Here is a 25,859-nt window from a genome sequence, read left to right as displayed (position 1 = left end):
CCATTCGTACGGCAGGTCGGGCCAGCCAAGGGCGCCAGGGCGAAGCGCTGCTACGCTGGGAGCAACTCCCTGACCTGCGATCCCGCCATGACTGACCCGCTCCCGCCCAAGCCTGCTTGCAGCACCCAACAATTGCTCAGCGCCCTCAACCTGGAACCGCACACGGAAGGCGGCTACTACCGCCGGACCTTCCAGACGGACCAGCGGCCGATGCTCGCCAGCGCGGGCGGGCAGCGTTACTTGATGAGCTCCATCTATTACCTGCTGACCGGGGATTCGCCCATCGGTCACTTTCATCTGAACCAGTCCGACATCCTGCATTACTTCCATCTCGGGGATGCCCTCGAATACTGCCTGGTGTTCCCGGACGGCCGCCTGCAAACCCGGGTGATGGGCAGCGATGTCCTGGCCGGCCAATGCTTGCAGCTGCACGCTCCCGGCGGCGTATGGAAGGCCTCGCGGCTGCTGCCCGGCGCGGCGGGTTATGGGCTGATCAGTGAGGCGGTATGTCCCGGGTTCGACTACGCGGACATGCAACTGGGCTGCAAGCATCGGCTCAGCGAACGCTTCCCGCAGCACGCCAGACTGTTCGAGCAACTCTGCCAGGCCTGAAGAGGCCGCCACGGGGATTGCTCATTGCGATCAGTCAAGTGTCACTTGCGATCATTGTTGCGCGCGGCGCCCGGCGCTTATGGTGGCTCGGTCATCGAAGCGAACCACAGCTCCCCAGTCCGACCCTTACCAGTGACAGGAGAACACCATGTCCGATCTGAAACTGCATCCCCAGGCTGCCGCCTCCCTGCAACGCTGGCACGCCATGCTTGCCCAGGGCGACCTGGGCGCCTTGCCTGAACTGCTGGATTCGAAAGTGGTATTCCGCTCGCCCATGGCCCATACGCCTTATCCGGGCGCGCCGGTGGTTTCGACCATCCTCAATACCGTGTTCAAGGTGTTCAGCGACTTCGCTTATCACCGCCAACTGGTCACCGCCGATGGCCTGAGCGTGGTGCTGGAGTTCAGCGCGCGGGTCGGCGAAAGGCAGATCAAGGGCATCGACCTGATCCGCTTCGACGAAGCCGGCAAGATCGTCGAATTCGAGGTGATGGTCCGTCCCATGAGCGGCCTGCAGGCCCTCGGAGAAGAAATGGCGCGCCGCCTGGCGCCCTATCTGGCGGCGAGCAAGGCGTCTGGCTGAGCAGCGAGCGAGAGCAGGGCGGCCATAGGCCAACGATCCGGGCGCCGTGACAGGCGCCCGTTTTTCGTGGGTTTCACAGGCCGTAGCTTTTCGGTTCCAGGCACCAGCAGCCGTTTGCCCTTGGTGTGGCGCTGGGCAGGTGATGTCGGTGGAGCCTTTAGCGCACCAGGATTTGCTGCTCTGCCGGGTCTTTCTGCAACAGGTGCTGCAACTGTTGGCGCGCCTGTTCCTGCCCGCCGTAACGGGCTTCGACATAGGCCTCGAGCAAGCGGGTGAAGTCGCTGGCGATCCCCGGCCCCTTGAGGGTCGTGACCCGTTCGCCATCCATGTACACCGGTGCCGAAGGATGCTCGCCGGCCCCTGGCAGGGAAATCCCGATATCCGCCAGCCGGCTTTCGCCCGGGCCGTTGACCACGCAGCCCATCACGGCCACGTGCATTTGCTCGACCCCGGCGAAACGGGTTTTCCAGACCGGCATCCGCGCTGCGAGGAACTGCTCGATCTGTTGCGCCAGTTCCTGGAAGAAGCTGCTGGTGGTGCGGCCGCAGCCGGGGCAGGCGACCACGGTCGGGGTGAAGGCCCGCAGCCCCATGACCTGGAGGATCTGCTGGGCCACCAGTACTTCGCGGGTACGCTCGCCGTTGGGTTCCGGGGTCAGGGAGATCCGCAGCGTATCGCCGATGCCTTCCAGCAGCAGCACCGCCAGGGCCGCCGTCGAAGCCACGATACCCTTGGAGCCCATGCCAGCCTCGGTCAGCCCCAGGTGCAGCGGAAAGTCGCAACGGGCGGCGAGATTGCGATAGACGGCAATCAGGTCCTGGACATGGCTGACCTTCGCCGACAGCACGATACGCTCCGCCGGCAAGCCCACCTCGATGGCTCGCTGGGCGTTGTCCAGGGCCGAGACCACCAGGGCCTCGCGCATTACCGCATCAGCTTGCAGCGGCTCGGGCAACGCCGCATTGGCGTCCATCATGCGCGCCAGCAGGTCCGGGTCGAGGCTGCCCCAGTTGACGCCAATGCGCACCGGTTTGTCGTAACGACAGGCGACCTCGATCATGCTGCAGAACTGCTCGTCGCGCCGCGCGCCCTTGCCGACGTTACCGGGGTTGATCCGGTACTTGCCCAGGGCCTGGGCACACTCGGGGTAGGCCGCCAGCAAACGGTGGCCGTTGAAGTGAAAGTCGCCCACCAGGGGCACCTGGATATTGCGGCGGTCCAGCAATTCGCGAATACGCGCGACCTGGGCCGCCGCCTCATGCCCATTGACCGTGATGCGCACCAGTTCGGCGCCGGCCAGCGCCAGGGCTTCGACCTGCCGGGCCGTTGCCTGGGCATCGGCGGTGTCGGTGTTGGTCATGGCCTGGACCACGATCGGGCCGGCGCTGCCGAGGGTGACCGGGCCGACGGCAACCTGTCGGGTCTGGCGCCGGGCGAGGGGCGTGTTCATCGGTTCGACTCCTGTGGAGGGCGTCTCACTGGCGGGCGATCAGCCCGGCCGGCAGACGAAACTGGACCTGCTCTTCAGGCCCCGGCAGGCTCGTGATATCCAGCGGTGCGATGCGTGCCAGGGCCGCCAGCACATCCTCGATCATGGACTCCGGTGTCGAGGCCCCAGCGGTAATACCGACGGTCGGTCGCTGATCGAACCACTCGCGACGCAACGCACGGCCATCGGCAATCAGGTAGCTGGGAATGCCGCTTTCGCCGGCGATGTCGCGTAGGGTCACGGAGTTGGCGCTCTTCTGGCTGCCGACCACCAGCACCAGGTCGACACAGGCACTCAAGGCCCGCACGGCGACCTGGCGGTTCTGTACCGCGTAACAGATATCCCGGGTGTCGGGGCCGACAATCTGCGGGTAGCGCCGACGGAGCGCTGCCACGACCTGACGGGTGTCGTCGACGCTCAAGGTGGTCTGGGTGATGTAGGCCAGTGGTGTATCGGCCGCAAACTCGAGCGCCTCGACCTGGGCCACTGTCAGCAAGACCGTCACCTGTGCCGGAATCTGCCCCAGGGTGCCGAGCACTTCCGGGTGCCCGGGCTCGCCAATAAGAATCAACCGATAGCCGCGGGCCGCGTACTGACGGCCCTGTTTGTGCACCTTGCTCACCAGCGGACAAGTGGCGTCCAGCACCCGCAAATGGCGTTGGCGGGCCTGGTCTTCGACGACCCTGGCCACGCCATGGGCGCTGAAAATGACCAGCGCATTCGCCGGTACTTCATCCAGTTCCTCGACGAACAGCGCACCCTTGCGCCGCAGGCTATCGACCACATGCTGGTTGTGCACGATCTCGTGGCGCACATACACCGGGGCACCCTGCAGCTCGAGTGCCTGCTCGACAGTCTCTACCGCCCGCACCACGCCTGCGCAGAAACCGCGGGGCTGGGCAAGGATGATTTTCATGGCGATCCCTCAGTCGGTTGTTGCCGCACAGTGTTGGTCTGGCGTGAAGACTTGCCGGGCGTTCATTCCACCCCATAGCCCTGGAAGCATTGAATGAGGTCACTCGGTCAATTTCGCAGAAATTTTTTGCGCAGTCTGTTCCGCTCCGCGGATATCTAACTGTGGTTCGACTTCATGGGGATAAAACTGGGACGCCCAACGTCGGTACGCCATCAATGCGCCCTCGCCAGCGATCAGTTTCGGATCCGCCACATAGCGTCGGTTGTTCCAGATAGGAAAGTCGTCACTGACCACTCGCACGAACCAGAGGTGTGCAAGCTTGATCAGAAGGGCATACGCAGGCTTGCGCAGAATGGCCGGGAACCTGTCCAAGTATGCAACGCGAACGATATCGGACCAGCGGAATGTCCACTCCAAAGGGCGCGTCTGAGTGGCAAACCCTCGGGTCTTTACTTGCACCCCGAAGCGCGGCATTTGGCTTTTTACAAGTACGTATCCAAGGCCATGACTTGTAACGTGCATGTGTAACGGCACCCCGCGCCAGCGAGCACTTAGATTGAGCTCCATCTTGGAGCTGTCTGTCTGGTGGGACATGGCGACGTCCGTGAACCCATGGACCCAGGCAAAGTGCAGCATATCCGCGCTATTTTCGATCATGTCCTGGGCATACCCGGCCAGGTCGTAGCGGCTATAGGCGGGAAGGGAGAACCCGGTGGTGTCGAGCTCCGGTATTTCCCAGTCAGGCGGGTATCCGCCGCTACTGTTCCATACCAGTACTACGCCATTGGATTCACGTGTCTGCTTGTGGGGCAATTTTGCACAAGGCGGCTTTTGCCCGATTCCGGTGCGTATGCAATGGCCTTCGGGGTTGAATGCCAAGCCATGAAACGGGCAGACCAGATTCTCGCCTTCGACTTTGCCACCATGCCCAAGATGCGCTCCGAGATGTGGGCAATATGGATCGACGGTGCGCACCTGCCCCGATCGAGTGCGGTACACCACAAGCTCCTGGCCCATGAACGGCAACGCAAGAACGGCTCCCTGCTTGAGTTCATGGCTGAAACATATCGCGAACCAACCATTGGCATAGGGCAATGGCTGACGTGTGTCGACGCTGGATTGGCGCTGATTCATGTGCACTCCCAGGCTTTTCAGGCCGCATATCAACGGCTGCCAATCTGCAGAGGGCATGCATCTTCGGTCCTTGACTTGCCGATGCTCCAAGTTCTGCTCAGCCGTTGTTTGATCGATGTGTTCAGCCCCGCTGTTGCTTGTAGACATAGGGCACTTGACGGGCGTTGAACTCACGCCCGGCTTGTCTGGCCGCTGCAACATGATCATTGGGATGGAACTTTTTGACAGGTGCAGGACGAGCAGGGTCGTAGTCCCACCACCATTGAATCGACGGTATGGGAACCGGATCGAGGCTGTGATCATGTGACTGGTCGGTACTGTGGCCACCTTCGTAACAAGGCGTGGGGTCTCCGGGGCCCAGAATGCGATAGCGCTCATCCATTCGATGCCACTCGAGGACGCCTGTCTGATAATGAATCAGCGCTTCAATATATTGTTCGACCTCGGCAGAGGCGTCCTGAAGCAGTTGTTCGCGCAAGCGGACAAACAAACCGATAATCCGGTCGTGCATCACGTTGAACCATGCCAGTGCTTGCCGCTCGGTGTAGTTGAACTCCCTCCTTACGGCATCGATGAGGTTGTGTCCACGCTCGTCGAGGCTGGCGCGCATACTCTCTTTCGCGTAGGAAAAAAACTCGTTTTCCCATACCACGAGAGTGGCTGCCATTTCCGTCATCGCCACTATCCGGCGGTCAAGAAACTCTTCCTGGCTAATATCGATACCGGCAACAACATGAGTAAGGCTCGGAAAAACCATCCCGCCGCCGCCCGTCAGACGCATGAACGTAGACTCATTCAAGCCGGGCGAAAGGGACGCCGCCTTGATCATTTCGATCATGAAATAGCCTTTTTGGGCTTCAACCACACGATTCACCTGAATGGGAGTGGCGTGTTGCTCGAGGCGGATGCGCAGTTCTTGCATGGACAAGGCATAACGGTCATCCGGGGCGACGGGGAACTTCGGGCATTCCAATGCCCGGTTCATTCTTGCGAATGCGACGATCATGTCCTCCGGCTTCTTTGTAACCGGGCTTTCATCGCACCACTCATCGTCCCAGGCAAAGGCCCACGCCATCCAGTCGGAAGCGATCTGAATCAATTCGTCAGTGCCCTTGGGATAGGCGAGCGATGCCAATAGCCCCCAACCTGGCCGAATCATTCTCTGTCTCTGTTGATCGTCCCAGTAGAGCTCCCAGTGTTGCAGCCAGTCTGCCGTGCATTGGTCGAACTGGTCGGCCTTTGGGTGTTGAGTGTGTGAAAAAGGGCAATAGATACTAGGTAACGTAATAATTGCCATGACACTCTCCTTAATTATGAATAGTCCTAGGCTGAATAGAGGGAAAGTGCTCCATCTATAACGCAGACTGGGCATCGGTGTGCTCGGAATCAGGATGAATGGCACTGGTGATGGGACGGTGGACTGTTTCATTTCCCTCTCCTTGGAACAAACCGACAAACCGAGTACATCATCAGGTTTTATATCGGGTCGTTAGGGTACTGCTGGGTTTTCGTCCGGTTATGCACGATCTTGTGACGCACATACATCGCTACGCCATACAGCCTAAACACTCGCCGGACGATACTTAAGGGTAGCCCCATCTGATGCTTGTTTATTGAGTGGGTCGTATTCCCACCACCATCTCACCCCGTCTATATCAATGGGCTTTGTGTTGCTGAAGACCTCCGGTGGTTGTGGCGCTGTTAACTGTCCTCCTACAAAAATATGGTCATCTATGTTGCCGCTCAATGACTTGTATCGCCTGGTATTTTGCGACCAGACAGTCGCGCCAACATAGTAGCGAATAACAGATTCAATATAGGCTTTAACCCCTTCGGAGGCATAACTGTCTACCTCAGCCTTCAAACGTAGAAAAAGACTTAGCAAGCGCAAACGCATTTCCAGATAATCTTCAACAGCCGAGTCGAAACTGCACTGGTTTTCGCGCATCATCACCCGGATCAAATTGTGCTCTTTATAGTTTGCCCCTCGCTCCATCTCCTTGCTGAAGGCATGGGGTTCCGTTTCCCAGGCCATTAAGCTGGAGAGCATTTCGAATAGCGCTCGCACACGCCGATCTTCATATTCCCGCTGGGTAATATCGATATCGGCAATAGCATGTCCCAATGCCGGAAATGCCCAGGCCCCACCGCCGGTAGCCCGCATAAAAACACAATCGCTGACAGTAGGCGTGGCATTGGTCGCTTTCCACATCTCCGCCATCAAATAGATACGCATGGCTTCGACAAACCTGCCGGTCTGCTCCGGCTTGGCATACTTATCAAGGCGAATACGCAAGTCCCGGGCAGCCAATGCATAACGATCGTTGGTCAGTTGGTATTCCGGAGATTCGAACTGCCGCCAGATTTCCACCGATGCCTGTATGAGTTTATTCGGGTCTCGGGCAATCGGCCCCTCGTCGCAATATTCATCATCGTAGGCAAAAGCCCACATGCAAAAATCAACACCAACCTGCAATAACTCCTCCGTCCCAGTCGGATACATCATGGCACCCAACCAACTACAGTGAATGTTTGCCAGGCGCTGACGCTGAATCTCGTCCTGATACAATTCAAAACGATCCGCATAGTCCCTGGTGACCCGCTCGAACGGACTATGATCGTAAATATCCAGATCAAGAAACGGACTCGGATTTCCAGGGCAATAACTCGGGTGCACGGCAAACGAGAAGGGTTGAGGTAGCGGGGGAAGTTTGATAGTCATTTCATGATTTTCCTGTTGGGTAGAACTGTGCGGACCAGCGGCGATAGATGGCAATGTTGCCTTCACCACTCATAAAGTGCGGGCGCTCCATATATTTCCGGTTGTTCCAGATTTCGAAGTCCTCCTGTACCGTTTTCACAAACCAGCGATGAGCATAGGGCAGCAAAATGGTGTAGCTGATGTAGCGCAGAAAACGAGGAAGTTTTTCTACTTTTGCAATATGGAGATCGTCGCTCATTCTCAGCGTCCATTTCCGCGGTGCGGTTTGTGTTCCTGTCACTTGCGTTCGAGCAATCAACCCCAAGCGCGGGAATGACGCTTCACCGAAGGCAAACCCCAGGCCATAGCAGACGATTTTCATACTGACCTGCTGACCAAGAAACTTGGCTTGCATAATGTAGGTCATCTTTATGCCGTCCTCTTGATGTTGAGTGTCAACGTCTTGAAGTCCGTGCAAGTAAGAAAAGTGGAGAACATCGGAACTGTTTTCTGTCATGTCCTGACAGAGCCCTTGCAGGTTGAATGTCTTGTACCTTCTCTGAGAAAAACCTTCTGGATGCAATATCGGCAACTGCCAATAGGGAGGGAGAGAGCCTTCATGGCACCAGATAAATATCCCGCCATTGATTTCGGTCGAGTAACGCTGCGTCAACGCGGCGGTTGGCGGCTTTTGGCCACTGGGGATCCCCACACAAATGCCATCTGGGTTAAATGCCATCCCATGAAAAGGGCAAACCAGCTCCTCCCCGACAATATTCCCGCCATGCCCCAGATGGGCACCAAGATGGGGGCAATAAGGGTCAATGGCTCGGGCAATACCGGACATGGTTCGATATATAACCAGCTCCTGCCCCATAAACGGGACTGTCAGTACCTGTCCGGGTTTCAGGTCATGGCTGAAGCAGGCGCAGAACCAACCATTGGGGTAGGGCAACACCGTTTCTTCCAGGCCGGTTTCGCTGCGCTTGCGCCCAGGCAAGAAGGTGATGGGGACGATGCTGTCTTGCTCTACCATCGAGAACACTTCCATGATTAATCTCCGGTCGCTGCCCTATTTTTTGCAGACAATCACGCTATAGGTCGAAACCTTGTTCTTGAGCAGCGCCACCGACCAGTTCTCCGCCAGCACCCGCAGTTCCTCCAGCGCGCCCGTGACCCCATGGGGAAATAGCTCTTTGTTTTCGATGTTGGCCTTGGCGTCCATCAGCCAGCGGGCGACATCGATATTGGCCGGCAGGACCCGCATGTCATGGAGGGTGAAACCGCTCTGTTCGAGCACATCGCGAAAGTACCCCGGCGCCTTGCGGTGCTTGCAGGCCAGCCGGTCGACCTCGTCCGGGGTATCGGAGGTATAGGCTTGCGGCGGAGTGTTGTAGAGGTTGTCCGAGATGATCACGCTGCCGCCCTGGCGAACCCGGCCGGCAAGGGCGCGCATGGCGGTTTCGTACAGTTCGTCGGGGAAGTGCGAGATCACTCCGCGAATGATCACCAGGTCATAAGGCTCATCCGCGTCGGGCAACAACTCGATGTCCTTGGCATTGCACAGGTAGAGATCGATCCGCTCCGACAGCCCTTGCTCGGCGTGAAACTTCGCGCAGTACTCCAGCTGGCGCCGGCTGACATTCACCCCGTCCAGGCGCTGGCATTCCGGGAAACGTTCGGCCAGGTACTTGAGGATGTAGCCCCAGCCACAGCCGATATCGAGAATGCGCCTGATCGGCGGCCGATCGGGCTCTTCCAGGCCGGCCAGTTTCAGTTGTCGCTCGAAATAACGAATTCCCGATTCGTCGAGGCTGATTGGCGGCGTCGAGCGAGGATCGTCATAGACTCCGAACTGGAACAGGATGTAGTTGCCAATGGCCTTGCGCCAATCTTCGGGGCTGTCTCCGTAGGTATAAACGACCTTTTCCTGATAGGTATCGACACTGGAGCCCTGGATGACGCGATACGGCAGACGGGTTTCATCGGCGATGGCTGGCTCTCTGGCTTGAATGCTCATGGCTGTCTCCTTGTGAAGATTCACTTCAGGCTCTGGCACGCAGCGAAAGCCTGTCCGTTGCGTGGTCACTGACCGGGTCTTGCAGACTGTGCTCGATGAGGAAAGCGTGGATCGATGCGCTGATGCCCTCGGCATCGAGGCCGCAGAGCCCGAGCAGTCTTTCCGGCGCGCCGTGCTCGATGAATTGATCGCCCAGGCCCAGTTGCAGCACGGGGCGCGAGAGCCCGGTGGTGGCCAGATACTCCAGGCAAGCCGAACCGGCACCGCCCATCACGCAACCTTCTTCCAGGGTGACCAACAGGTCGTGGTTGCACGCGAGCCGCTCGATCAGGGCGCCGTCGAGAGGCTTGATAAAGCGCATGTTGGCGACGCTGGCATCGAGGGTTTCGGCCGCACCCAGCGCGGGTAGCAGCATCGAACCGAAGGCGAGGATGGCGATGCGACAGCCCGACGACTGGCTGGAAATCCGCCGCATTTCGCCCTTGCCCAGTGCCAGCGGCGTCAGCTCGGAGCGGGCCGCGATCCCGCTGCCGACACCCCGTGGGTAGCGCACCGCGCAAGGACCGTCCTGGAGCAGGGCGGTATGCAGCATCTGCCGGCATTCGTTTTCGTCCGCCGGGGCCATCACCACCAGGTTCGGCACGCAGCGCAGGAAGGCGATGTCGAAGGCACCCATGTGGGTGGCACCATCGGCGCCGACGATGCCGGCGCGGTCGATGGCGAGCACCACGGGCAGGTTCTGGATCGCGATGTCATGAATCAACTGGTCATAGGCCCGCTGCAGGAAGGTCGAGTAGATCGCCACCACCGGTTTCAGCCCCTCGCTTGCCAGGCCGGCGGCGAAGGTCAGCGCGTGCTGTTCGGCAATCCCGACATCGAAGTAGCGCGCGGGGAATCGTTGCTCGAATTCCACCAGCCCCGAGCCTTCGCTCATCGCCGGGGTCACCGCGACGACCCGCGCATCCCGTTCTGCCTCATCGCAAAGCCAGCGGCCGAACACCTGGGTGTAGGTCGGCTGGCTGGCCGCGCCGGGCAGGATGCCTTGCACCGGGTTGAACCTGCCCGGGCCGTGATAGAGCACCGGGTCGGCGGCGGCCGGCGAGTAGCCGTGGCCCTTTTGCGTGACGATGTGCAGCAACTGGGGCCCGCGCAGGTCCTTGAGCGCTTGCAGCGCCGGTATCAGTTCGTCCAGGTTGTGACCGTCGATGGGGCCGCTGTAGTTGAAGCCCAAAGCTTCGAACAGCGTGGCCGAGGTCATCAGGCCCTTGACCTGGGCTTCGGCGCGATGGGCCAGCTCGCGCAGGACCGGTGCTTCCTGCAGCAAGTGCTTGATGCGTTCCTTGACCGCCACCGCACAGCGCTGGGCGGTGAGCTTGCCGAAATAGTGCCGCAGGGCGCCGACGGGGGGCGAAATCGACATGTCGTTGTCGTTGAGGATCACCAGCAGCGGCAGGTCCTGGTACAGGCCGGCGTTGTTCATCGCTTCGAATGCCATGCCACCGCTCAAGGCGCCATCGCCGATCACCGCAATGCTGTGCCGTGGCTCGCGACTGTGGCGTGCCGCCAGCGCCATGCCCAGCGCGGCGGAAATCGAGGTGCTGGAATGGGCCGTGCCAAAGGCGTCGTATTCCGACTCCTGGCGCCTGGGGAAGCCGGAAATCCCGCCCAACTGACGAATGCCGGCCATGGCCTCGCGGCGTCCGGTAAGGATCTTATGGGCATAGGACTGATGGCCGACATCCCAGACGATCCGGTCCCGTGGCGTGTCGAACACATAGTGCAGGGCGATACTCAACTCGACGGTGCCCAGGTTCGCGGCCAGGTGCCCACCTGTGCTCGAGACGCTGTGCAGGATGAACGCCCGCAGCTCATCCGCCAGTGGAACGAGGGCCGCGCTATGCAGGGCGCGCAGGTCGGCCGGGGTGTTTACCGTGTTCAGTAGCTCGAACATGCTGGGATTCCTTCCGTTGAGCCATGCCCACGTATTCCCGTGAGCGGGGAGAGCGAGTCAGTGCAAGCGGTTGATCACCAGGTCGGCCAGCTCGTGCAGCTGCTCCGCACGTTCAGCCAGCGGCTCGAGTGCCTGGTGCGCGCGCTCGTCCAGTTGCCTGACGAGTCGTCGCGAAGGCTCCAGGCCAAGGAGCGAAACGTAGTTGGGTTTGTGGTCCTGGGCATCCTTGCCGGCGGTCTTGCCCAGGGTCGCGGTGTCGGCCGTGGCATCGAGGATATCGTCGACCACCTGGTACGCCAGGCCGATCGCGGCCGCGTAGCGATCCAGGGGCTCGAGGTCGAACGGCGCGCCCTCGGCACACAGGGCGCCCATGCGCAGCGCGGCCCGGATCAAGGCGCCGGTCTTCATCCGGTGCATCTGCTCGAGCCGGGGGAGGTCCAGCGCCTGACCGACACTGCCGATGTCGATCATCTGCCCGCCGGCCATGCCCAGCGAACCGACCGCCATGGCCAGCTCACCCATCAGCAAAGCCTGACGCTCGGCCGCCACCGGCACACGGCGCAAGGTGATGAACGCCTGGGACTGCAAGGCATCGCCCACCAGAATCGCCGTGGCCTGATCGAACTGCACATGCACGGTGGCACGGCCATGGCGCAGCTCATCGTCGTCCATCGCGGGCAAGTCGTCATGGACCAGCGAGTAGACGTGCATCATTTCCAGCGCGGCCCCCACCATGTCCAGCGCCGCCGGGTTGGCTCCGGCGGCCAGGCCGGCAGCCTGGCACAACAGTGGGCGCATACGTTTACCACCCCCCAGCACGGCGTAACGCATGGCCTGGTGCAGGGCCGATGGCAAGGTTTCGGAGGAGGGCAATTGCTGCTCGAGCATGCGTTCGGTGCGCTCGACGATGGCGTGCCGCCACGCATCGAACAGGGCGCTTCGCGCCTGCTCTTGCCAGGCGCGCAAACCGATGATTCCGTGGCGTTCGAAGATCCGGCGAAACCAGATGCTGAAGGTCTGTGGCGCCTGGCTGAGGCGCTGGGATACTTGCGCCAGGCTCAGCCATTGCCAGGCGAGCGCTTCCTCGGGATTGGCGACCGGATCCTGCTGGCAGATGCCGGCGAACACATGGTCGTATTCATGCTCGATCAGCTGGTTGGAAACCTGCTCATGGTAGAGCAGTTGGGAGACGAGCCGCAGCTCGCATTCAAGCCCCATTTCCTCGAACAGCCGGCGCCTGGCCGCGGCCTCGGTGGCCTCGCCGCGACGTGGATGGCCGCAGCAGGTATTGGTCCACAAACCCTGAGAGTGATACTTGCCCAGCGCCCGTTGCTGTAACAGCAAACGGCCCTGTCGATCGAAGATGAAAATCGAGAAAGCCCGGTGCAAGAGCCCTTGCTGATGGATATGCAGCTTTTCCGCAAACCCGGTCTGACAGTCGTCTTTATTGACCAGAATAAGTGTTTCTTCCATGAAATCTCCGATACAACTCCATAATTGTGCTGGCAATTTTTATTGCGTAAAGCGCATGACAACTATATCGGGACAAGACTTTGTCGAGATGAGACTTTTTATGCGATGTAACGTGAGTGCTCACATTAGGCAGTTTCCAAAGCGCTGCAAGAGTGCGCCCTATAATTTTTAATTTCAGGCTGCGATGGTTTTATTTCGAATGCTCGAGTCTGCGAGATGCCTGCATTAATTCAATTTTTTGCTCGATAGAACGATTGGCAGCGCTTTGTAATTCGCTTATTTCGATTTATTCAGCGGCTGCACTGGCTAATGGATTTTGCCTTGCTAGCCTTGGCAAACCGGAAATCCGGGTGCCCTGCGCCGTTGCCAGCGAGGCAACATTCGAGTGCGGTTTTTTTACTGCCATTTTTTAAAGTGATCGTTTCATTGTTCTAAGTAAGTTGCTGTTTGTTCTGTAAGAACATGGATTAACTTTCTACTTCAGGACGATAAATCATGTCGCAGCGGCTGTTTGTTCTCGGTTCCACCGGGTCTATTGGCGACAATGTGCTGGATGTCGTCGCGCGCAATCCGCAGACGGCCGTTATTCATGGCCTGACGGCACATCGCAACATAGGAAAACTCTATCGGCAGTGTTTGAAGTTTCGTCCGGCACTGGCGATTGTCAGTGAGCCGCACCACGCCATCGAACTTCAAGCCAACTTGCAGGCAGCCGGGTTGAATACCGAAGTTCAATGCGGGGCACAGGCTCTGTGTGCGGCAGCCTGTGCCGCCGACTGCGACACGGTGGTGGCCGCTATCGTCGGCGCAGCCGGATTGCCGCCCACCTTGAGTGCCGCGCGAGCCGGGAAAAAGATACTCCTGGCCAACAAGGAAGCCCTGGTCATGTCCGGTACGCTGTTCATGGAAGCCGCGGCGAATTCGGGGGCGACCATCCTGCCGCTGGACAGCGAACACAATGCCATTTTCCAGTGCCTGCACGGCGCACAACGGGCTTCCGGAGACGTGCAGCGACTGATCCTTACCGCGTCTGGAGGGCCGTTCAGGAATCGCCCGTTACAGACACTGGACCAGGTCACCCCGGACGAAGCCTGCGCCCATCCGAACTGGAGCATGGGGCGCAAGATTTCCGTCGACTCGGCGACCATGATGAACAAGGGCCTGGAGCTTATCGAGGCGCGCTGGCTGTTCGATATTCCTGCTGAACGCATCGAGACGTTGATACACCCGCAAAGCATCGTTCACTCGATGGTGGTCTATCGCGACCAGTCGGTGCTGGCGCAACTGGGCAGTCCGGACATGCGCATACCGATTGCCCATGCGCTGGCCTACCCCCAGCGCATCGATTCTGGCGCCGAACCGCTCGACCTGGTGAAAGTCGCCACGCTGACCTTCGAAGCACCCGACCTGGCGCGGTTTCCGTGTCTGGCCCTGGCCCTTGAAGTCATCCGTGAAGGCGGGGCGATGAGCACCGTGCTCAATGCCGCGAATGAGGTGGCTGTGGAGGCCTTTCTCACCCACCGTATCCGCTTCACCGATATCGCCCGGGTCGTTGATGAGGTCCTGCAAAAAATACCCGGTGCAGCAGTGACCAGCTTCGACGAGGTCATGGACATCGATCAACACTCCAGGCGTATCGGGAGCGCGGTCGTGCAGCGTGTTTGCCGGATGCCGCACTCAAGTCCCAGCCTCTATGCCGCGTCCAGCGCGGCGGCGGTGAGTCTCTTGCAAGGAGGCCGCTAGAACCTCGGGTGACTGGCCTGCGCCGGGTGTTACCGCCAGCACCTTTTCTGCGCTCCATGAGCCCCGTCCTGGGGCGTTTTCACTCGCTGTCGTGATCAGCAATTTTCTTCGCCAGCCTTCCCGATTAATCAAAAACCAAGCGAATCAAGCACCTGCAAAACGTAGCGGGGCTTTGGCACGCAATCTGCTGTTTTGGCTATATGGATAATTGGATACAAAAATACAAAAGGTGCCGCCGATGAAATTCGCCCCAGCCTATACCGAGCGCCAGCCCGTGACCGCGGAGGAGGAGGCCTACAACTTTCTGTTGGAAGCGATCTGTAAAGGACGTTTCCGTACCGGCGAGCGGTTGATCGCCGAGGACATCGCCAGCGAAATCAACATGAGCCGCATGCCGGTGCGCGAAGCCTTCCGGCGCCTGGATGCCGATGGTCTGGTGACCTTGCGGCCCAATCGCGGGGCCATTGTCCGTGGCTTGAACATCGATGAAATGCGCGAAGTCTTCGAAATGCGCAGCGCCCTCGAAGGCCTGGCGATCCGCGTGGCGGTGGGCAAGATCACCGAGCGCCATTTCAGCCATCTGGAGCGCCTGCTCGATGAGATGGACGACTACCGCGAAGACGGCGCCGAGTGGGTCAGCCGCCATCGCGCCTTTCATGAATACCTGTGCAGCCTGAGCGAACGCCCACGGCTGATGCGGCAGATCTCGGCGCTGTATTCGGTGATCGAGCCGCACATGCGCCTGTGGCTGCAACACGCCGACAAGCCCCGCAGCGCCCGTGACGAACACGCCTCGATCATTGCCGCGCTGCGTTCCGGCGACCCGGACAAGGCGGCGCAGGTGGTGTGCGAGCACATCGAAGGCACCATCCCGCGGCTGATCCAGTTCCTGGAGGCCCATCAGTAAAAAATCGCATTTCTTGTCGAGCGCTAACGCCTGCCGTTAGCGCCATCCCCCCTTGCTACCCGACATGACCGGAGTAATGCCATGCACAAGCCTTGCGCGTCAGCTGCCGTTTTTACCTTGAGTCTATGTTTCCTGAATCTAGGTTGTTCCCAATGGGCGCAAGCCGCCCCCGAGTTGCCGGAGCGCTTGAGCAAGAGTGAGAAGATCGTCTACTGCTCCGGCATGGACTCGCCGCCGCTGGTGTCCTTCGACACGCAACAGAAACCGGTCGGGCTGCAAGTGGACATGGGCGAGGCGATTGCCCAGCGCCTGGGGGGCAAGCAAGTCGAGTGGCGCATCTCGCCTTTTGCCGGGCTGATCCCGGCACTGCTGGCGCAGCAATGCGACATGATCGTCGACCAGTTGTTCGACAAGCCCGAGCGCCGGGAAGTGATCGACATCGTCAATTTCATGTACTCCAGCCAGTCGATCGTGGTGCCCAAGGGCAACCCGAAAGCGGTGAACAGCCTGGAGGACCTGTCCGGGCTCAAGGTGGCGGTGAGCAACGGTTCGACCATCCGCCTCCTGCTCGGCGCCGAGAACGACAAGCTGGTAGCGGCCGGCAAGCCACCGATGAAACTGGTGGTGTACAACGTCGACGCCGATGCCTTCCAGGCGCTGCGCATCAACCAGGTGGACGCTTTCGGCACCACGGTGGAGTCCGCCGGGCACTATCAGCAACTGGCCCCGGACCTGTTCCAGTCGGCGGTGCCGGCGTTCAACCGGATCCTCACCGGCTTCGGCGTGCGTAAGCAGGACCCGCAACTGAGCGCGGCGCTGGGCAAGGTCCTGCAGGACATGCGCGCCGACGGCAGCTACGCCGCGTTGCTGGATAAATGGCATGTCGGCAGCGACAAACTGGACTGAGGGCAGGCTCGATGAACTTCAATTGGGACGTGTTCTGGCAGTACCTGTTGCTGCCCAGCGATGTCTACCTGACGGGGCTCGGGCTGACCTGCCTGATCAGCGTGTCGGCCATGCTCCTGGGCTGTGTGCTGGGGTTGCTGGCGGCGCTGATGAAGCTGTCGCGCAACCCGCTGTTGCAGTACCCGGTGCGCTTTTATGTGTGGCTGATGCGCGGCACGCCGCTGCTGGTGCAGATCGTGTTCCTGTACACGGCGCTGGCGGCCGGGGGGATTTTCCGCTTCGAGGACCTGGACCTGGGCTGGTTCGTGGTGCCGGGCAATATCCAGGCGGCGATCATCGCCCTGGGCCTCAACGAAGGCGCGTACATGGCCGAGATCATCCGCGCCGGCATCGGTGCGGTGGATAAAGGCCAGTACGAGGCCGGACGCTCCCTGGGCATGACCTTTCCCAAGCTGATGCGGCGCATCGTGCTGCCCCAGGCGTTCCGGGTGATAGTCCCGCCACTGGGCAACGAGTTCAACGTGATGCTGAAGAACACCACCCTGGTCAGCGTCATCGGCGTGCAAGAGCTGTTGCTCAGTACCCAGATGGTCACCTCGGCGACCTTCCGGGTGTTCGAGCTGTACCTGGTGGTTGCTATCTACTTCCTGGCGTTGACCACGCTCTGGGGCTTTTTCCAGAGTTGGCTGGAGAGCCGTTTCGGCCAGTCCGAGCGGCCGGCGCCGGCGGCCAGCCGCCTGTTCGGGCGTAACACCATGAAGCTGCTGAGGGGGCGTTGAGCATGGCGCACATGAGTGAAGAACTGGTCATCGAAGCCCTGGATATTCATAAGTCCTTCGGCGACCTGGAGATCCTCAAGGGCATCTCCCTGCAAGTCCGGCGCGGCGAAGTGGTGGTGCTGATCGGCGCCTCCGGCTCGGGCAAGACCACCTTTATCCGTTGCATCAATCTGCTGGAAGACATCCAGGCCGGGCAGATCCGCGTCGCCGGCCAGCCCATGGGCTACCGCACGCGGGCCAATGGCAGCCTGGTGCGCGACTCGGAACGCAACATCGCCCGCCAGCGCCGGGACATCGGCATGGTGTTCCAGCGTTTCAACCTGTTCCCGCACATGACTGCCCTGGAAAACATCATCGAGGCACCGGTCCACGTGCTCGGCGTTCCGCGCGCCGCCGCGGAGCAACAGGCGCGGGCACTGCTCAAGCGGGTGGGGCTGGCGGAGAAGGCCGGCCACTATCCTTCAATGTTGTCTGGCGGCCAGCAGCAGCGGGTGGCGATCGCCCGGGCGCTGGCGATGAAACCCCAGGCGATGCTGTTCGACGAGCCGACCAGCGCCCTCGACCCGGAGACGGTGGGCGAAGTGCTGCAAGTGATGAAGGAACTGGCGGAGGAGGGCATGACCATGGTGGTGGTCACCCACGAAATGGGCTTTGCCCGCGAAGTGGCCGACCGGGTGGTGGTGCTCGACCAGGGTGAGCTGATCGAGCAGGGCCCGCCCGAGCAGATCTTCAGCCAGCCCCGCCACGCCCGGACCCGGGCCTTTCTCAGCCGGGTGTTGTGAACCCGAATCCTCAATCTTGTGTGAGTCTTGCCATGTTCAAATTTTCTGCCCACGAGTATCCCTACGCCTCCCAGCGGCAAAGCGTGTTCGCCAAGCGCGGCATGGTCGCGGCGTCCCAGCCATTGGCCGCCGAGGCTGGCATTGAAATCATGCGCCGCGGTGGCAACGCCATCGACGCCGCGATCGCCACGGCGGCGGCCTTGACCGTGGTCGAGCCCACCGGCTGCGGCATCGGTGGCGACGCCTTTGCCCTGGTCTGGACCCAGAACAAACTGCATGGGCTGAATGCCAACGGCGTGGCCCCCCAGGCCCTGAGCATCGAGGCGGTGAAAGCCGCCGGCCATGAACAGATGCCGTTGCACGGCTGGACGCCAGTGACGGTGCCGGGTTGCCCGTCAGCCTGGGCCGAGCTGTCCAAGCGTTTCGGCCGCCTGCCATTCGCCGACTTGCTGCAGCCCGCCATCAGCCTGGCGCACGACGGTTTCCCGGTGTCGCCGGTGGTTGCCCTGCAATGGCAAAGCGCGCTGGAGAACTTCACCCCGAGCCGCAACACCGTGCTCGACAGCTGGTTCGACACCTATCTGATCGACGGCCGGGCACCCCGGGCCGGGGAGATGTTTCGCAACCCCGCGCAAGCCCGGACCCTGGCGGAACTGGCCGCCAGCGGCTGCGAAAGTTTCTACCGCGGTGCCCTGGCGCAACGCCTGGACCAGCACTCGCGGGCCACCGGCGGTTACCTGCGCGCCAGCGACCTGCAGGATTACCGCGCGCAGTGGGTCGAGCCGATCAAGGTCAACTATCGCGGCGTGGACGTCTGGGAGATTCCGCCGAGCGGCCAGGGCCTGGTGGTACTGATGACCCTGAAGATCCTTGAAGGCTTCGACTTCGATCACCGCGACAGCCAGCAGACCTGGCACCGCCAGCTCGAGGCGATGAAACTGGCCTACAGCGACGGCCTGCACTACATCACCGACCCCGCGCATATGCGGGTGGCGGTGGAGGATTTGCTCAGCGACCGCTATGCGGCCCGGCGCCGGGCGCAGATCGGCGAACAGGCGCAGGCCCCGCAGCCGGGCGACCCGCACGCCAGCGGCACGGTCTACCTGGCCAGCGCCGATGCCGAGGGCAACATGGTGTCGTTCATCCAGAGCAACTATCACGGCTTCGGTTCGGGCGTGGTGCTGCCCGACAGCGGCATCGCCCTGCAGAACCGCGGCGAAGAGTTCAGCCTCGATCCTGCGCACGCCAACTGCCTGGCGCCCGGCAAGAAGACCTTCCACACCATCATCCCGGGTTTCCTCAGCAAGGGCGGTGTGCCAATGGGGCCGTTTGGCGTGATGGGCGGCTACATGCAGCCCCAGGGGCATGTGCAGATGGTCATGAACCTGGTGGATTTCGGCCTCAACCCGCAGGCGGCCCTGGATGCGCCGCGCTGGCAATGGCTGGGCGGGCTGCATGTGGGGATCGAACAGAACGCCTCGCGGGACATGAGCGCCGCCCTGGCGCGGCGCGGGCACGAGGTGCAGGTGGCCTGCGACCTGACCAGCTACGGGCGCGGGCAGATCATCCTGCGCGACCCGCAAAGCGGCGTGCTGTGCGGCGGCACCGAACCGCGCACGGATGCCCATATCGCGGTGTTTTGATCCTGGGACGAGCGGGCGGGGCGCTGGTCCTCGCCGCGCTCCCGGCCGGCCTGGGCAGCCCTATGGATGGCGGATCATCGACTAGACTCACGCGATCTATAACGTCTGGCACGAGGTTCCGGTCATGGCAAAAAACAACAAGGGCGCCACCAAGGGCACTGCCGTTGAGCACGCGAAGCTGAGCAAAAAAGACTATGAGGACGAGTTGCGGCGGCTGCATGTCGAGCTGGTCAAGCTGCAGGAATGGGTGCGCGAAAAGGGCATCAAGATCTGCATCGTCTTCGAAGGGCGCGACGGCGCCGGCAAGGGCGGCACCATCAAGGCCCTGACCGAACGCCTGAGCCCGCGGGTGTTCCGGGTGGTGGCGCTGCCGGCGCCGACCGACCGCGAGAAAAGCCAGATGTACCTGCAACGCTACCTGCCGCACCTGCCCGCCGCGGGCGAAGTGGTGATCTTCGACCGCAGCTGGTACAACCGCGCGGGCGTCGAGCGGGTGATGGGCTTTTGCAGCGAAGAGCAGGCAGTCGCCTTCCTCAAGGCGGTGCCGCTGGTGGAGCGGGCGATCGTCGATTCGGGCGTGATCCTGCTCAAGTACTGGCTGGAAGTCAGCCCGGAAGAACAGACCCGCCGCCTCGAAGCGCGGATCAAGGATGGCCGCAAGATCTGGAAGCTGACGCCCATGGACGTCAAGTCATACAGCCGCTGGTATGACTACTCCCGCGCCCGCGACGAGATGTTCAAGGCCACCGACACCGAACATGGGCCCTGGCTGGTGGCCGACTCCAACGACAAGCGCCGCGCGCGCCTGAATATCATCTCCGACCTGCTCAGCCGCATTCCCTACAAGGAAGTGCCACGAGAGAAAGTGGTGTTGCCCAAACGCCAGAAGCCGGGCGGCTATCGGGCGTCGGACCATCCGCTGCGGCGGGTTCCACAGAAGTTCTGACCGGCGCCTCCAGGCACATCCGCACCGCACACAAAGGACCAGCGTTCCATGAGCCACTCGGGTTCTCCACCGCCCGTCCCGGAGCCCGGCCGGATTGCCCGCCGGGATGCCGGCGCCGGGCACAACCGCTGGAGCCGCTGGCTGCCCGGGCTGCGCATGCTGCAGGACTATCGGATGGCCTGGTTGCGCCACGACTTCGAAGCCGGGCTGGTGCTGACCACGGTGCTGGTGCCTGTCGGCATCGCCTACGCGGTGGCGTCGGGCCTGCCCGGCATCTATGGCCTCTACGCGACCATAGTTTCGTTGTTCGCCTATGCACTGTTCGGGCCCAGCCGGATCCTGGTGCTGGGGCCGGATTCGTCGCTGGCCGCGGTGATTCTCGCCGTGGTCCTGCCATTGTCCGGCGGCGACCCGCAGCGCGCGGTGGCCCTGGCGGGGATGATGGCCATCGTGGCCGGGGCGGTGTGCGTCCTGGCCGGCATCGCGCGCCTGGGGTTTGTCACTGAATTGCTGTCCAAGCCGATCCGCTACGGCTACATGAACGGCATCGCGCTGACGGTGTTGATCAGCCAGTTGCCGAAGTTCTTCGGCTTTTCGGTCGAGGCCGACGGGCCGCTGAGCAACCTGTGGGCCATCGTCACCGCGATACTGGAGGGCAAGACCAACTGGACCGCCTGCCTGGTCGGCGCAGCGACCCTGGGGGTGATCCTGCTGTTCAAGGACAGCAAGCGTGTGCCGGGGATCCTGATCGCCGTCACCGCCGCGACAGTCGCCGTCGCCGCGCTGGACCTGGCGGCAAACTCCGGCGTGTCGGTCCTCGGCAAGCTGCCACAGGGCCTGCCGGCGTTCGCCATCCCCTGGATCACCCGTGCCGATATCGGCCCGGTGCTGATCGGCGGTTGCGCGGTGGCCCTGGTTTCGTTCGCCGATACCAGCGTGCTTTCGCGGGTCTACGCGGCGCGGACCCGCAGCTATGTCGATCCGAACCAGGAGATGGTCGGGCTTGGCGTCGCCAACCTGGCGACCGGTCTTTTCCAGGGTTTTGCCATCAGCAGCAGTTCCTCGCGCACCCCCGTGGCCGAGGCCGCCGGCGCCAGGACCCAGTTGACCGGGGTCGTCGGCGCGCTGGCCGTGGCCTTGCTGCTGGTGCTGGCGCCGGACCTGCTGGAGGACCTGCCCATCAGCGCCCTGGCCGCGGTGGTGATCGCATCGGCCATCGGCCTGATCGAAATCCGCGACCTGCGGCGGATTTACCGCATCCAGCGCTGGGAGTGCTGGCTCTCCATCGTCTGCACCGTCGGCGTGGCCGTGCTGGGCGCGATCGAAGGCATCGGCCTGGCCATCGTGATTGCCGTCATCGAGTTCCTGTGGGATGGCTGGCGCCCTTACTCGGCGGTCCTGGGACGGGCGGAAGGGATCAAGGGCTATCACGACATCACGCGTTATCCCGATGCGCGCCTGATCCCCGGCGTGGTGCTGTTTCGTTGGGATGCACCGTTGTTCTTCGCCAACGCCGAGCTGTTCCACGACCGGGTGCTGGACGCCGTGGCGGCCTCGCCGACACCGGTGCGCTGGCTGGTGGTGGCGGCGGAACCGGTGACCAGCGTCGACGTGACGTCCGCCGACATGCTGGCGGAGCTGGATGACACCCTGCACCAGGCCGGCATCAAGCTGTGCGTGGCGCAGATGAAAGACCCGGTCAAGGACAAGCTCAAGCGGTTCGGCCTGTTCGCGCGGTTTGGCGAAGCGGCGTTCTTCCCGACCATAGACGATGCCGTCGACAGCTACCTCGCGATACAGCCGCTGGAGGGGGAAGGGTACGACGAGCAACCTTGAACGGCAGGCGCCTGATTGGCGCTTGTTTGTCTCGCTGTCGCTGCGCCACATCATCGCGCGAGGGCGGGAGCGCCAGAGGCGGCCGCGACTATACTGCGCCGCGGATGCATGGAACCAATACCACAGGGAAGTAAGGATCGATCATGGATTACAGGCGTCTTGGCCGTTCAGGGCTGAAGGTTTCCGCCATTGCGCTGGGAACCGCGCAATGCGACTGGTGGGTGGATGAAGCGACATCGCGCAGGTTGTTCGATACCTACGTCGAGTCAGGCGGCAACCTGATCGACACCGCCGATGTCTATCCGGTCTTTGCCGACGGGGTGGGTGGCAAGGCCTCGGAGGAGTTCGTCGGGCGCTGGTTGCAGACCACGACCAAGCGGCACGAGGTGCTGCTGTCGACCAAGGTGTCCGGGCGCATGGGGCCAGGGCCGAATGACCAGGGGCTTTCCTGGCGGCATATCGTCAAGGCTGTCGAAGGTTCCTTGAGCCGCTTGCAAGTCGACTGCATCGACCTGTATCAGGCGCATGACGACTACGACGATGTCCCGGTGGAGGAGACGCTACGGGCCTTCGACCATCTGGTGCAGCGTGGGCTGGTTCGTTATGTGGGGTGCTCCAACTTCAAGGCCTGGCGGTTGATGAAGTCGCTGGCGATCAGCGAGCGCTCGGCCCTGGCGGGCTATGTCAGCGTCCAGGAACGCTACAACCTGCTGGAGCGTGATCGAATCGAGTCCGAACTGCAGCCGCTGTGCGTGGAGGAGGGGGTCGGTCTGTTGCCCTACAACCCCTTGGCCAAGGGCTTTCTCTGCGGCCGCTACCAACAGCAGGCAGCCTTGCCGGGCTCGCCTCGCGCGGCGGGCGTGCAGCGAGACTACTTCAACGCCCGGAACTGGCAGGCCCTCGAGGTGCTGCGGCGGATCGCCCAGGAGCGCGACAGCAGCTGCACCCAGGTTGCCCTGGCCTGGCTGTTGTCTCGCCCCGCCGTGGTCGCACCCGTGGTGGGAGCCAGCTCGGTCGAGCAACTGCGGGAGATCATGGCGGCCCCGCAGTTGCAGCTGTCGCAGGCCGATCTGTATCAGTTGAACCAGGTAAGCGCCGCGCCCGTGGTCTGAACCCGGGGCCGAGGTGATCAGGCGTTGCTGGCCGGCCTGCCCATGCGCAGGCCGAGCCGTACCTGCCGAAGGTAGTCATGCCGGTTGTAAGGGTTGGCCATGGTCCGCTCCCGGCAGGGGGGTGTTCCCGCAACTGGCGCATAGCTGGCGAGTTCGCTTTCCATGAAGCCCAGGCCGCTGGTGGCGTTAGGGATTTCATGTTGCAGCCGGTAGATGCGCGTGGTGACGATCGAGCCTTGAATGCGCACGGTCTCGCCGCTCAGGGTCGCACCGTTGAGGGTGGCGCCGGCCTTGGCCAGCAAGGCATGGACTGGGCTGCTCAGCGCCGCGGGCACCTCGATGCGGAACTGGCTGCGCGGCTCGCACACCTGGGTACCGGCCCGTCCGATCGCCGCAGCGAGCACCAGGGGGGTGAGGTGGCGGAAATCAGCGGCCGTGCTCGAGGGGGATGCATAGTCGACCCTGGTCAGCGCGACTTCGCAGTCGTGCACCGCCCAGCCATGCCGGCCTTCCCGGAGGGTTTCGAAGACCGATTCCTCGATGGCCTTGTAGAAGCTCGTCGGCATCAGCCCGGCATGGGCTTCGCGGATGAATGTCTGGCCCGATCCCGGCGCCCCCGGACTGACCCGAATACCCACGGTGGCGAGGAAGGGATTGCCTTCATCGTCGAGCGACTCCAGGCCCTCGGCGCTCGACAGCAACGTTTCGACGCAGATGGCCGAGCTTTCCTCGAAGAGGGCCTGGATGTCGTACTCGTCCTGCAGCGTGGCCTGGATGATCTCTTTCTGTACCTCGCCGTACAGCGAGACGAACACCTGGCCCGCGGCATTTCTTCGCAGGTCGATCAGTGGATCCTGCTCGGCCAGCGCACTGAGCGCCTCCCAGAGCGCCTTGGTCTGCCCCGGCGAAGCGGGGGAGACATGGGTTTCGATAGCCGGGGGGGTGAAGGTGTGGGCGCCTTTGCCGCGCTCGCTGCAAGCGCCGATGCGGTCACCGATGCGCACGCCTTCGAGCCCGGTGATGCAGGCAATCTGGCCTGCGGTGGCCTGGGTGGCGGGTTGCAAGCCGCCGCTGGCGGACACATGAATGCCGGTGACCCTGGACGCACCTTGCGGCGTGTCGACGGTTTGCCTGAGGCGCAAGGTCCCGGCCAGCATGCAGAGATGAAAGCGCTTGTGCCCACCCCAGCCTCTGTCGATCTTGAACACCGAGGCAAGCACAGGGGCACTGGCGTCATAAGACTTGACCGGGGCCAGCCGGGTGATTGCCTCGATCATCTGTGCGACGCCGACCCCGGTGATGGCGGACCCGGCGAACACCGGGTTGACCAGGCCTTGGCCAAGTTGCTGGCGCAACTCCCGCTCGAGGCGCGCCTTGCCAATGGCTTCAGGGGCGCTGACATAGTCGTGCAGCAAGGCTTCGTCATGCTCGCACAGCAGATCCAGCCACTGCGCCATCACCTGGGGCGCCGCCGGATCGCTGGTTTCGACCGTCGCCAGGCCAGTCCCGGCATCGTGCACGCTGACCAGTGACAGGGGCCGGCTCTTCAGGTGGCTGCCGAGCGCCTCCAGGGTGCGCTGGAAGTCGGCCCCCTTGCGATCGACCTTGTTGACGAAGAACACATGGGGAATCGCCAGTCGCTGCAGGGCGCCCACCAGTACGCGGGTCTGGGCCTGGACCCCCTCGATCGCCGACACCACGATAATGGCGATGTCCAGCAAGGCCAGCGTGCGCTCCACCTCGGCGATGAAGTCCGGGTGCCCGGGAGTGTCCAGCAGGTTCACCAGGATGCCGTCGAGCTCGAACGAAGCCACCGCGGACCTGATGGTGATGCCGCGTTCACGCTCCAGGAGCAGGTTGTCGGTGTAGGTGCTGCCCGAGTCCACACTGCCCAGGCGCGGCCTGGCGCCAGCGTCGAAAAGTATCCGCTCGGTCAGGCTGGTCTTGCCGGCATCGACATGCGCCAGGATACCCATGCTCAGGGATTTCATCGTCGATCGCTCCTGATCTTCGCGACTGCCGGGCAGCCTGTTGAGTTCCATTCATGTGCCTTGTTTCCGTCTGCGGACAAGTCCATGTACCGTTCTGGAAGGAAGTTTAATTAGTTGAGTTTTGTGAAAGCGTCAAGCAAAGGCGAAGTATTACAAGTTGTTGCGGCGATAAGCTCGTGGGTATAGGCATTCAAATGAAACGGCGCAGCGATTGATAACCGTTCGAGTGGATGGTCGCAGTGGCGCCGTTGCCATTTTGTTTGCGCGGGTAAGTCGCTGATAACAATGGACTCTATATGTGTTCTAACTGTTCAGTTAAATTCTTGTGCGGTTGA

21 protein-coding genes are annotated in these 25,859 nt (G+C 61.9%); 11 read left to right on the top strand and 10 right to left on the bottom strand.

All coding sequences use genetic code 11. The features are described 5' to 3' along the window. Positions 1-87 precede the first annotated feature (87 nt). Both NRG23_RS04000 and NRG23_RS03995 read left to right on the top strand, forming a co-directional pair. Positions 88-612, top strand: a complete 525-nt coding sequence (locus tag NRG23_RS04000; RefSeq protein ID WP_257373796.1) for a cupin domain-containing protein — start codon at positions 88-90, stop codon at positions 610-612. A gap of 148 nt (positions 613-760) precedes the next feature. Beyond that, positions 761-1,195, top strand: a complete 435-nt coding sequence (locus NRG23_RS03995) for a nuclear transport factor 2 family protein (protein WP_009043842.1) — start codon at positions 761-763, stop codon at positions 1,193-1,195. A 157-nt stretch (positions 1,196-1,352) separates the two neighbouring features. On the opposite strand, the gene ispG is transcribed toward NRG23_RS03995, so the two are convergent. From ispG to idi, 9 genes are all read right to left on the bottom strand, one after another. Continuing rightward, entirely contained in the window at positions 1,353-2,645 is a 1,293-nt protein-coding gene (gene ispG / locus NRG23_RS03990) for a flavodoxin-dependent (E)-4-hydroxy-3-methylbut-2-enyl-diphosphate synthase (RefSeq protein ID WP_257373795.1), read from the bottom strand. Between the two features lie 25 nt (positions 2,646-2,670). Further along, positions 2,671-3,600 carry a 4-hydroxy-3-methylbut-2-enyl diphosphate reductase gene (gene ispH, locus NRG23_RS03985; protein ID WP_257373794.1) on the bottom strand — a complete coding sequence of 310 codons (930 nt, stop codon included), beginning with the start codon at positions 3,598-3,600 and terminating at the stop codon, positions 2,671-2,673. A gap of 99 nt (positions 3,601-3,699) precedes the next feature. Next, complete coding sequence (locus NRG23_RS03980; RefSeq protein ID WP_232291012.1) at positions 3,700-4,734, bottom strand: Rieske 2Fe-2S domain-containing protein; 1,035 nt, start codon at positions 4,732-4,734, stop codon at positions 3,700-3,702. 121 nt (positions 4,735-4,855) lie between these two features. Then, a complete protein-coding gene (locus tag NRG23_RS03975; protein WP_257373793.1) occupies positions 4,856-6,031 on the bottom strand; it encodes a terpene synthase in 1,176 nt (391 codons plus the stop codon). A 264-nt stretch (positions 6,032-6,295) separates the two neighbouring features. Beyond that, complete coding sequence (locus NRG23_RS03970; RefSeq protein ID WP_103331240.1) at positions 6,296-7,456, bottom strand: terpene synthase family protein; 1,161 nt, start codon at positions 7,454-7,456, stop codon at positions 6,296-6,298. A 1-nt stretch (position 7,457) separates the two neighbouring features. Further along, positions 7,458-8,486: a Rieske 2Fe-2S domain-containing protein gene (locus NRG23_RS03965; RefSeq protein WP_124340156.1), complete on the bottom strand. Its 1,029-nt coding sequence runs from the start codon at positions 8,484-8,486 to the stop codon at positions 7,458-7,460. Positions 8,487-8,507: 21 nt separating this feature from the next. Beyond that, positions 8,508-9,455: a cyclopropane-fatty-acyl-phospholipid synthase family protein gene (locus tag NRG23_RS03960; RefSeq protein ID WP_103331242.1), complete on the bottom strand. Its 948-nt coding sequence runs from the start codon at positions 9,453-9,455 to the stop codon at positions 8,508-8,510. A gap of 25 nt (positions 9,456-9,480) precedes the next feature. After that, positions 9,481-11,406 carry a 1-deoxy-D-xylulose-5-phosphate synthase gene (dxs, locus tag NRG23_RS03955; RefSeq protein WP_257373792.1) on the bottom strand — a complete coding sequence of 642 codons (1,926 nt, stop codon included), beginning with the start codon at positions 11,404-11,406 and terminating at the stop codon, positions 9,481-9,483. A 57-nt stretch (positions 11,407-11,463) separates the two neighbouring features. Then, positions 11,464-12,879, bottom strand: coding sequence for an isopentenyl-diphosphate Delta-isomerase (gene idi, locus NRG23_RS03950; RefSeq protein WP_080684228.1), 1,416 nt, complete (start codon positions 12,877-12,879; stop codon positions 11,464-11,466). Positions 12,880-13,374: 495 nt separating this feature from the next. Between idi and ispC the strand changes: the two genes are divergently transcribed. The 9 genes from ispC to NRG23_RS03905 all read left to right on the top strand — a co-directional run bounded on the left by ispC (position 13,375) and on the right by NRG23_RS03905 (position 23,533). Continuing rightward, complete coding sequence (gene ispC / locus NRG23_RS03945; protein ID WP_257373791.1) at positions 13,375-14,622, top strand: 1-deoxy-D-xylulose-5-phosphate reductoisomerase; 1,248 nt, start codon at positions 13,375-13,377, stop codon at positions 14,620-14,622. A gap of 238 nt (positions 14,623-14,860) precedes the next feature. After that, a complete protein-coding gene (locus NRG23_RS03940) occupies positions 14,861-15,529 on the top strand; it encodes a GntR family transcriptional regulator (protein WP_009048994.1) in 669 nt (222 codons plus the stop codon). An 81-nt stretch (positions 15,530-15,610) separates the two neighbouring features. Next, the gene (locus tag NRG23_RS03935; RefSeq protein ID WP_257373790.1) at positions 15,611-16,435 is read left to right on the top strand and encodes an ABC transporter substrate-binding protein; all 825 of its coding nucleotides are present in this window, start codon (positions 15,611-15,613) and stop codon (positions 16,433-16,435) included. Positions 16,436-16,446: 11 nt separating this feature from the next. Then, the gene (locus tag NRG23_RS03930) at positions 16,447-17,214 is read left to right on the top strand and encodes an amino acid ABC transporter permease (protein ID WP_257373789.1); all 768 of its coding nucleotides are present in this window, start codon (positions 16,447-16,449) and stop codon (positions 17,212-17,214) included. 2 nt (positions 17,215-17,216) lie between these two features. Next, positions 17,217-17,996 carry an amino acid ABC transporter ATP-binding protein gene (locus tag NRG23_RS03925; RefSeq protein WP_009048997.1) on the top strand — a complete coding sequence of 260 codons (780 nt, stop codon included), beginning with the start codon at positions 17,217-17,219 and terminating at the stop codon, positions 17,994-17,996. Between the two features lie 32 nt (positions 17,997-18,028). Beyond that, positions 18,029-19,639 carry a gamma-glutamyltransferase family protein gene (locus NRG23_RS03920; protein ID WP_028683950.1) on the top strand — a complete coding sequence of 537 codons (1,611 nt, stop codon included), beginning with the start codon at positions 18,029-18,031 and terminating at the stop codon, positions 19,637-19,639. Between the two features lie 124 nt (positions 19,640-19,763). Continuing rightward, complete coding sequence (gene ppk2 / locus NRG23_RS03915) at positions 19,764-20,585, top strand: polyphosphate kinase 2 (protein WP_009048999.1); 822 nt, start codon at positions 19,764-19,766, stop codon at positions 20,583-20,585. A 48-nt stretch (positions 20,586-20,633) separates the two neighbouring features. After that, positions 20,634-22,421 (top strand): SulP family inorganic anion transporter, encoded by a 1,788-nt coding sequence (locus tag NRG23_RS03910; RefSeq protein ID WP_028683951.1) that lies wholly within the window; start codon positions 20,634-20,636, stop codon positions 22,419-22,421. A 143-nt stretch (positions 22,422-22,564) separates the two neighbouring features. After that, positions 22,565-23,533, top strand: a complete 969-nt coding sequence (locus tag NRG23_RS03905) for an aldo/keto reductase (protein WP_028683952.1) — start codon at positions 22,565-22,567, stop codon at positions 23,531-23,533. Between the two features lie 17 nt (positions 23,534-23,550). On the opposite strand, the gene NRG23_RS03900 is transcribed toward NRG23_RS03905, so the two are convergent. Further along, the gene (locus NRG23_RS03900) at positions 23,551-25,524 is read right to left on the bottom strand and encodes a translation factor GTPase family protein (RefSeq protein WP_028683953.1); all 1,974 of its coding nucleotides are present in this window, start codon (positions 25,522-25,524) and stop codon (positions 23,551-23,553) included. Positions 25,525-25,859 lie beyond the last annotated feature (335 nt).

It is taken from the genome of Pseudomonas sp. T8 (assembly GCF_024610635.1).
Classification (GTDB): domain Bacteria; phylum Pseudomonadota; class Gammaproteobacteria; order Pseudomonadales; family Pseudomonadaceae; genus Aquipseudomonas; species Aquipseudomonas chlororaphis_I.
Note: the sequence above shows the minus strand (reverse complement) of the source record. Positions and strands in the feature narration are given on the sequence as shown.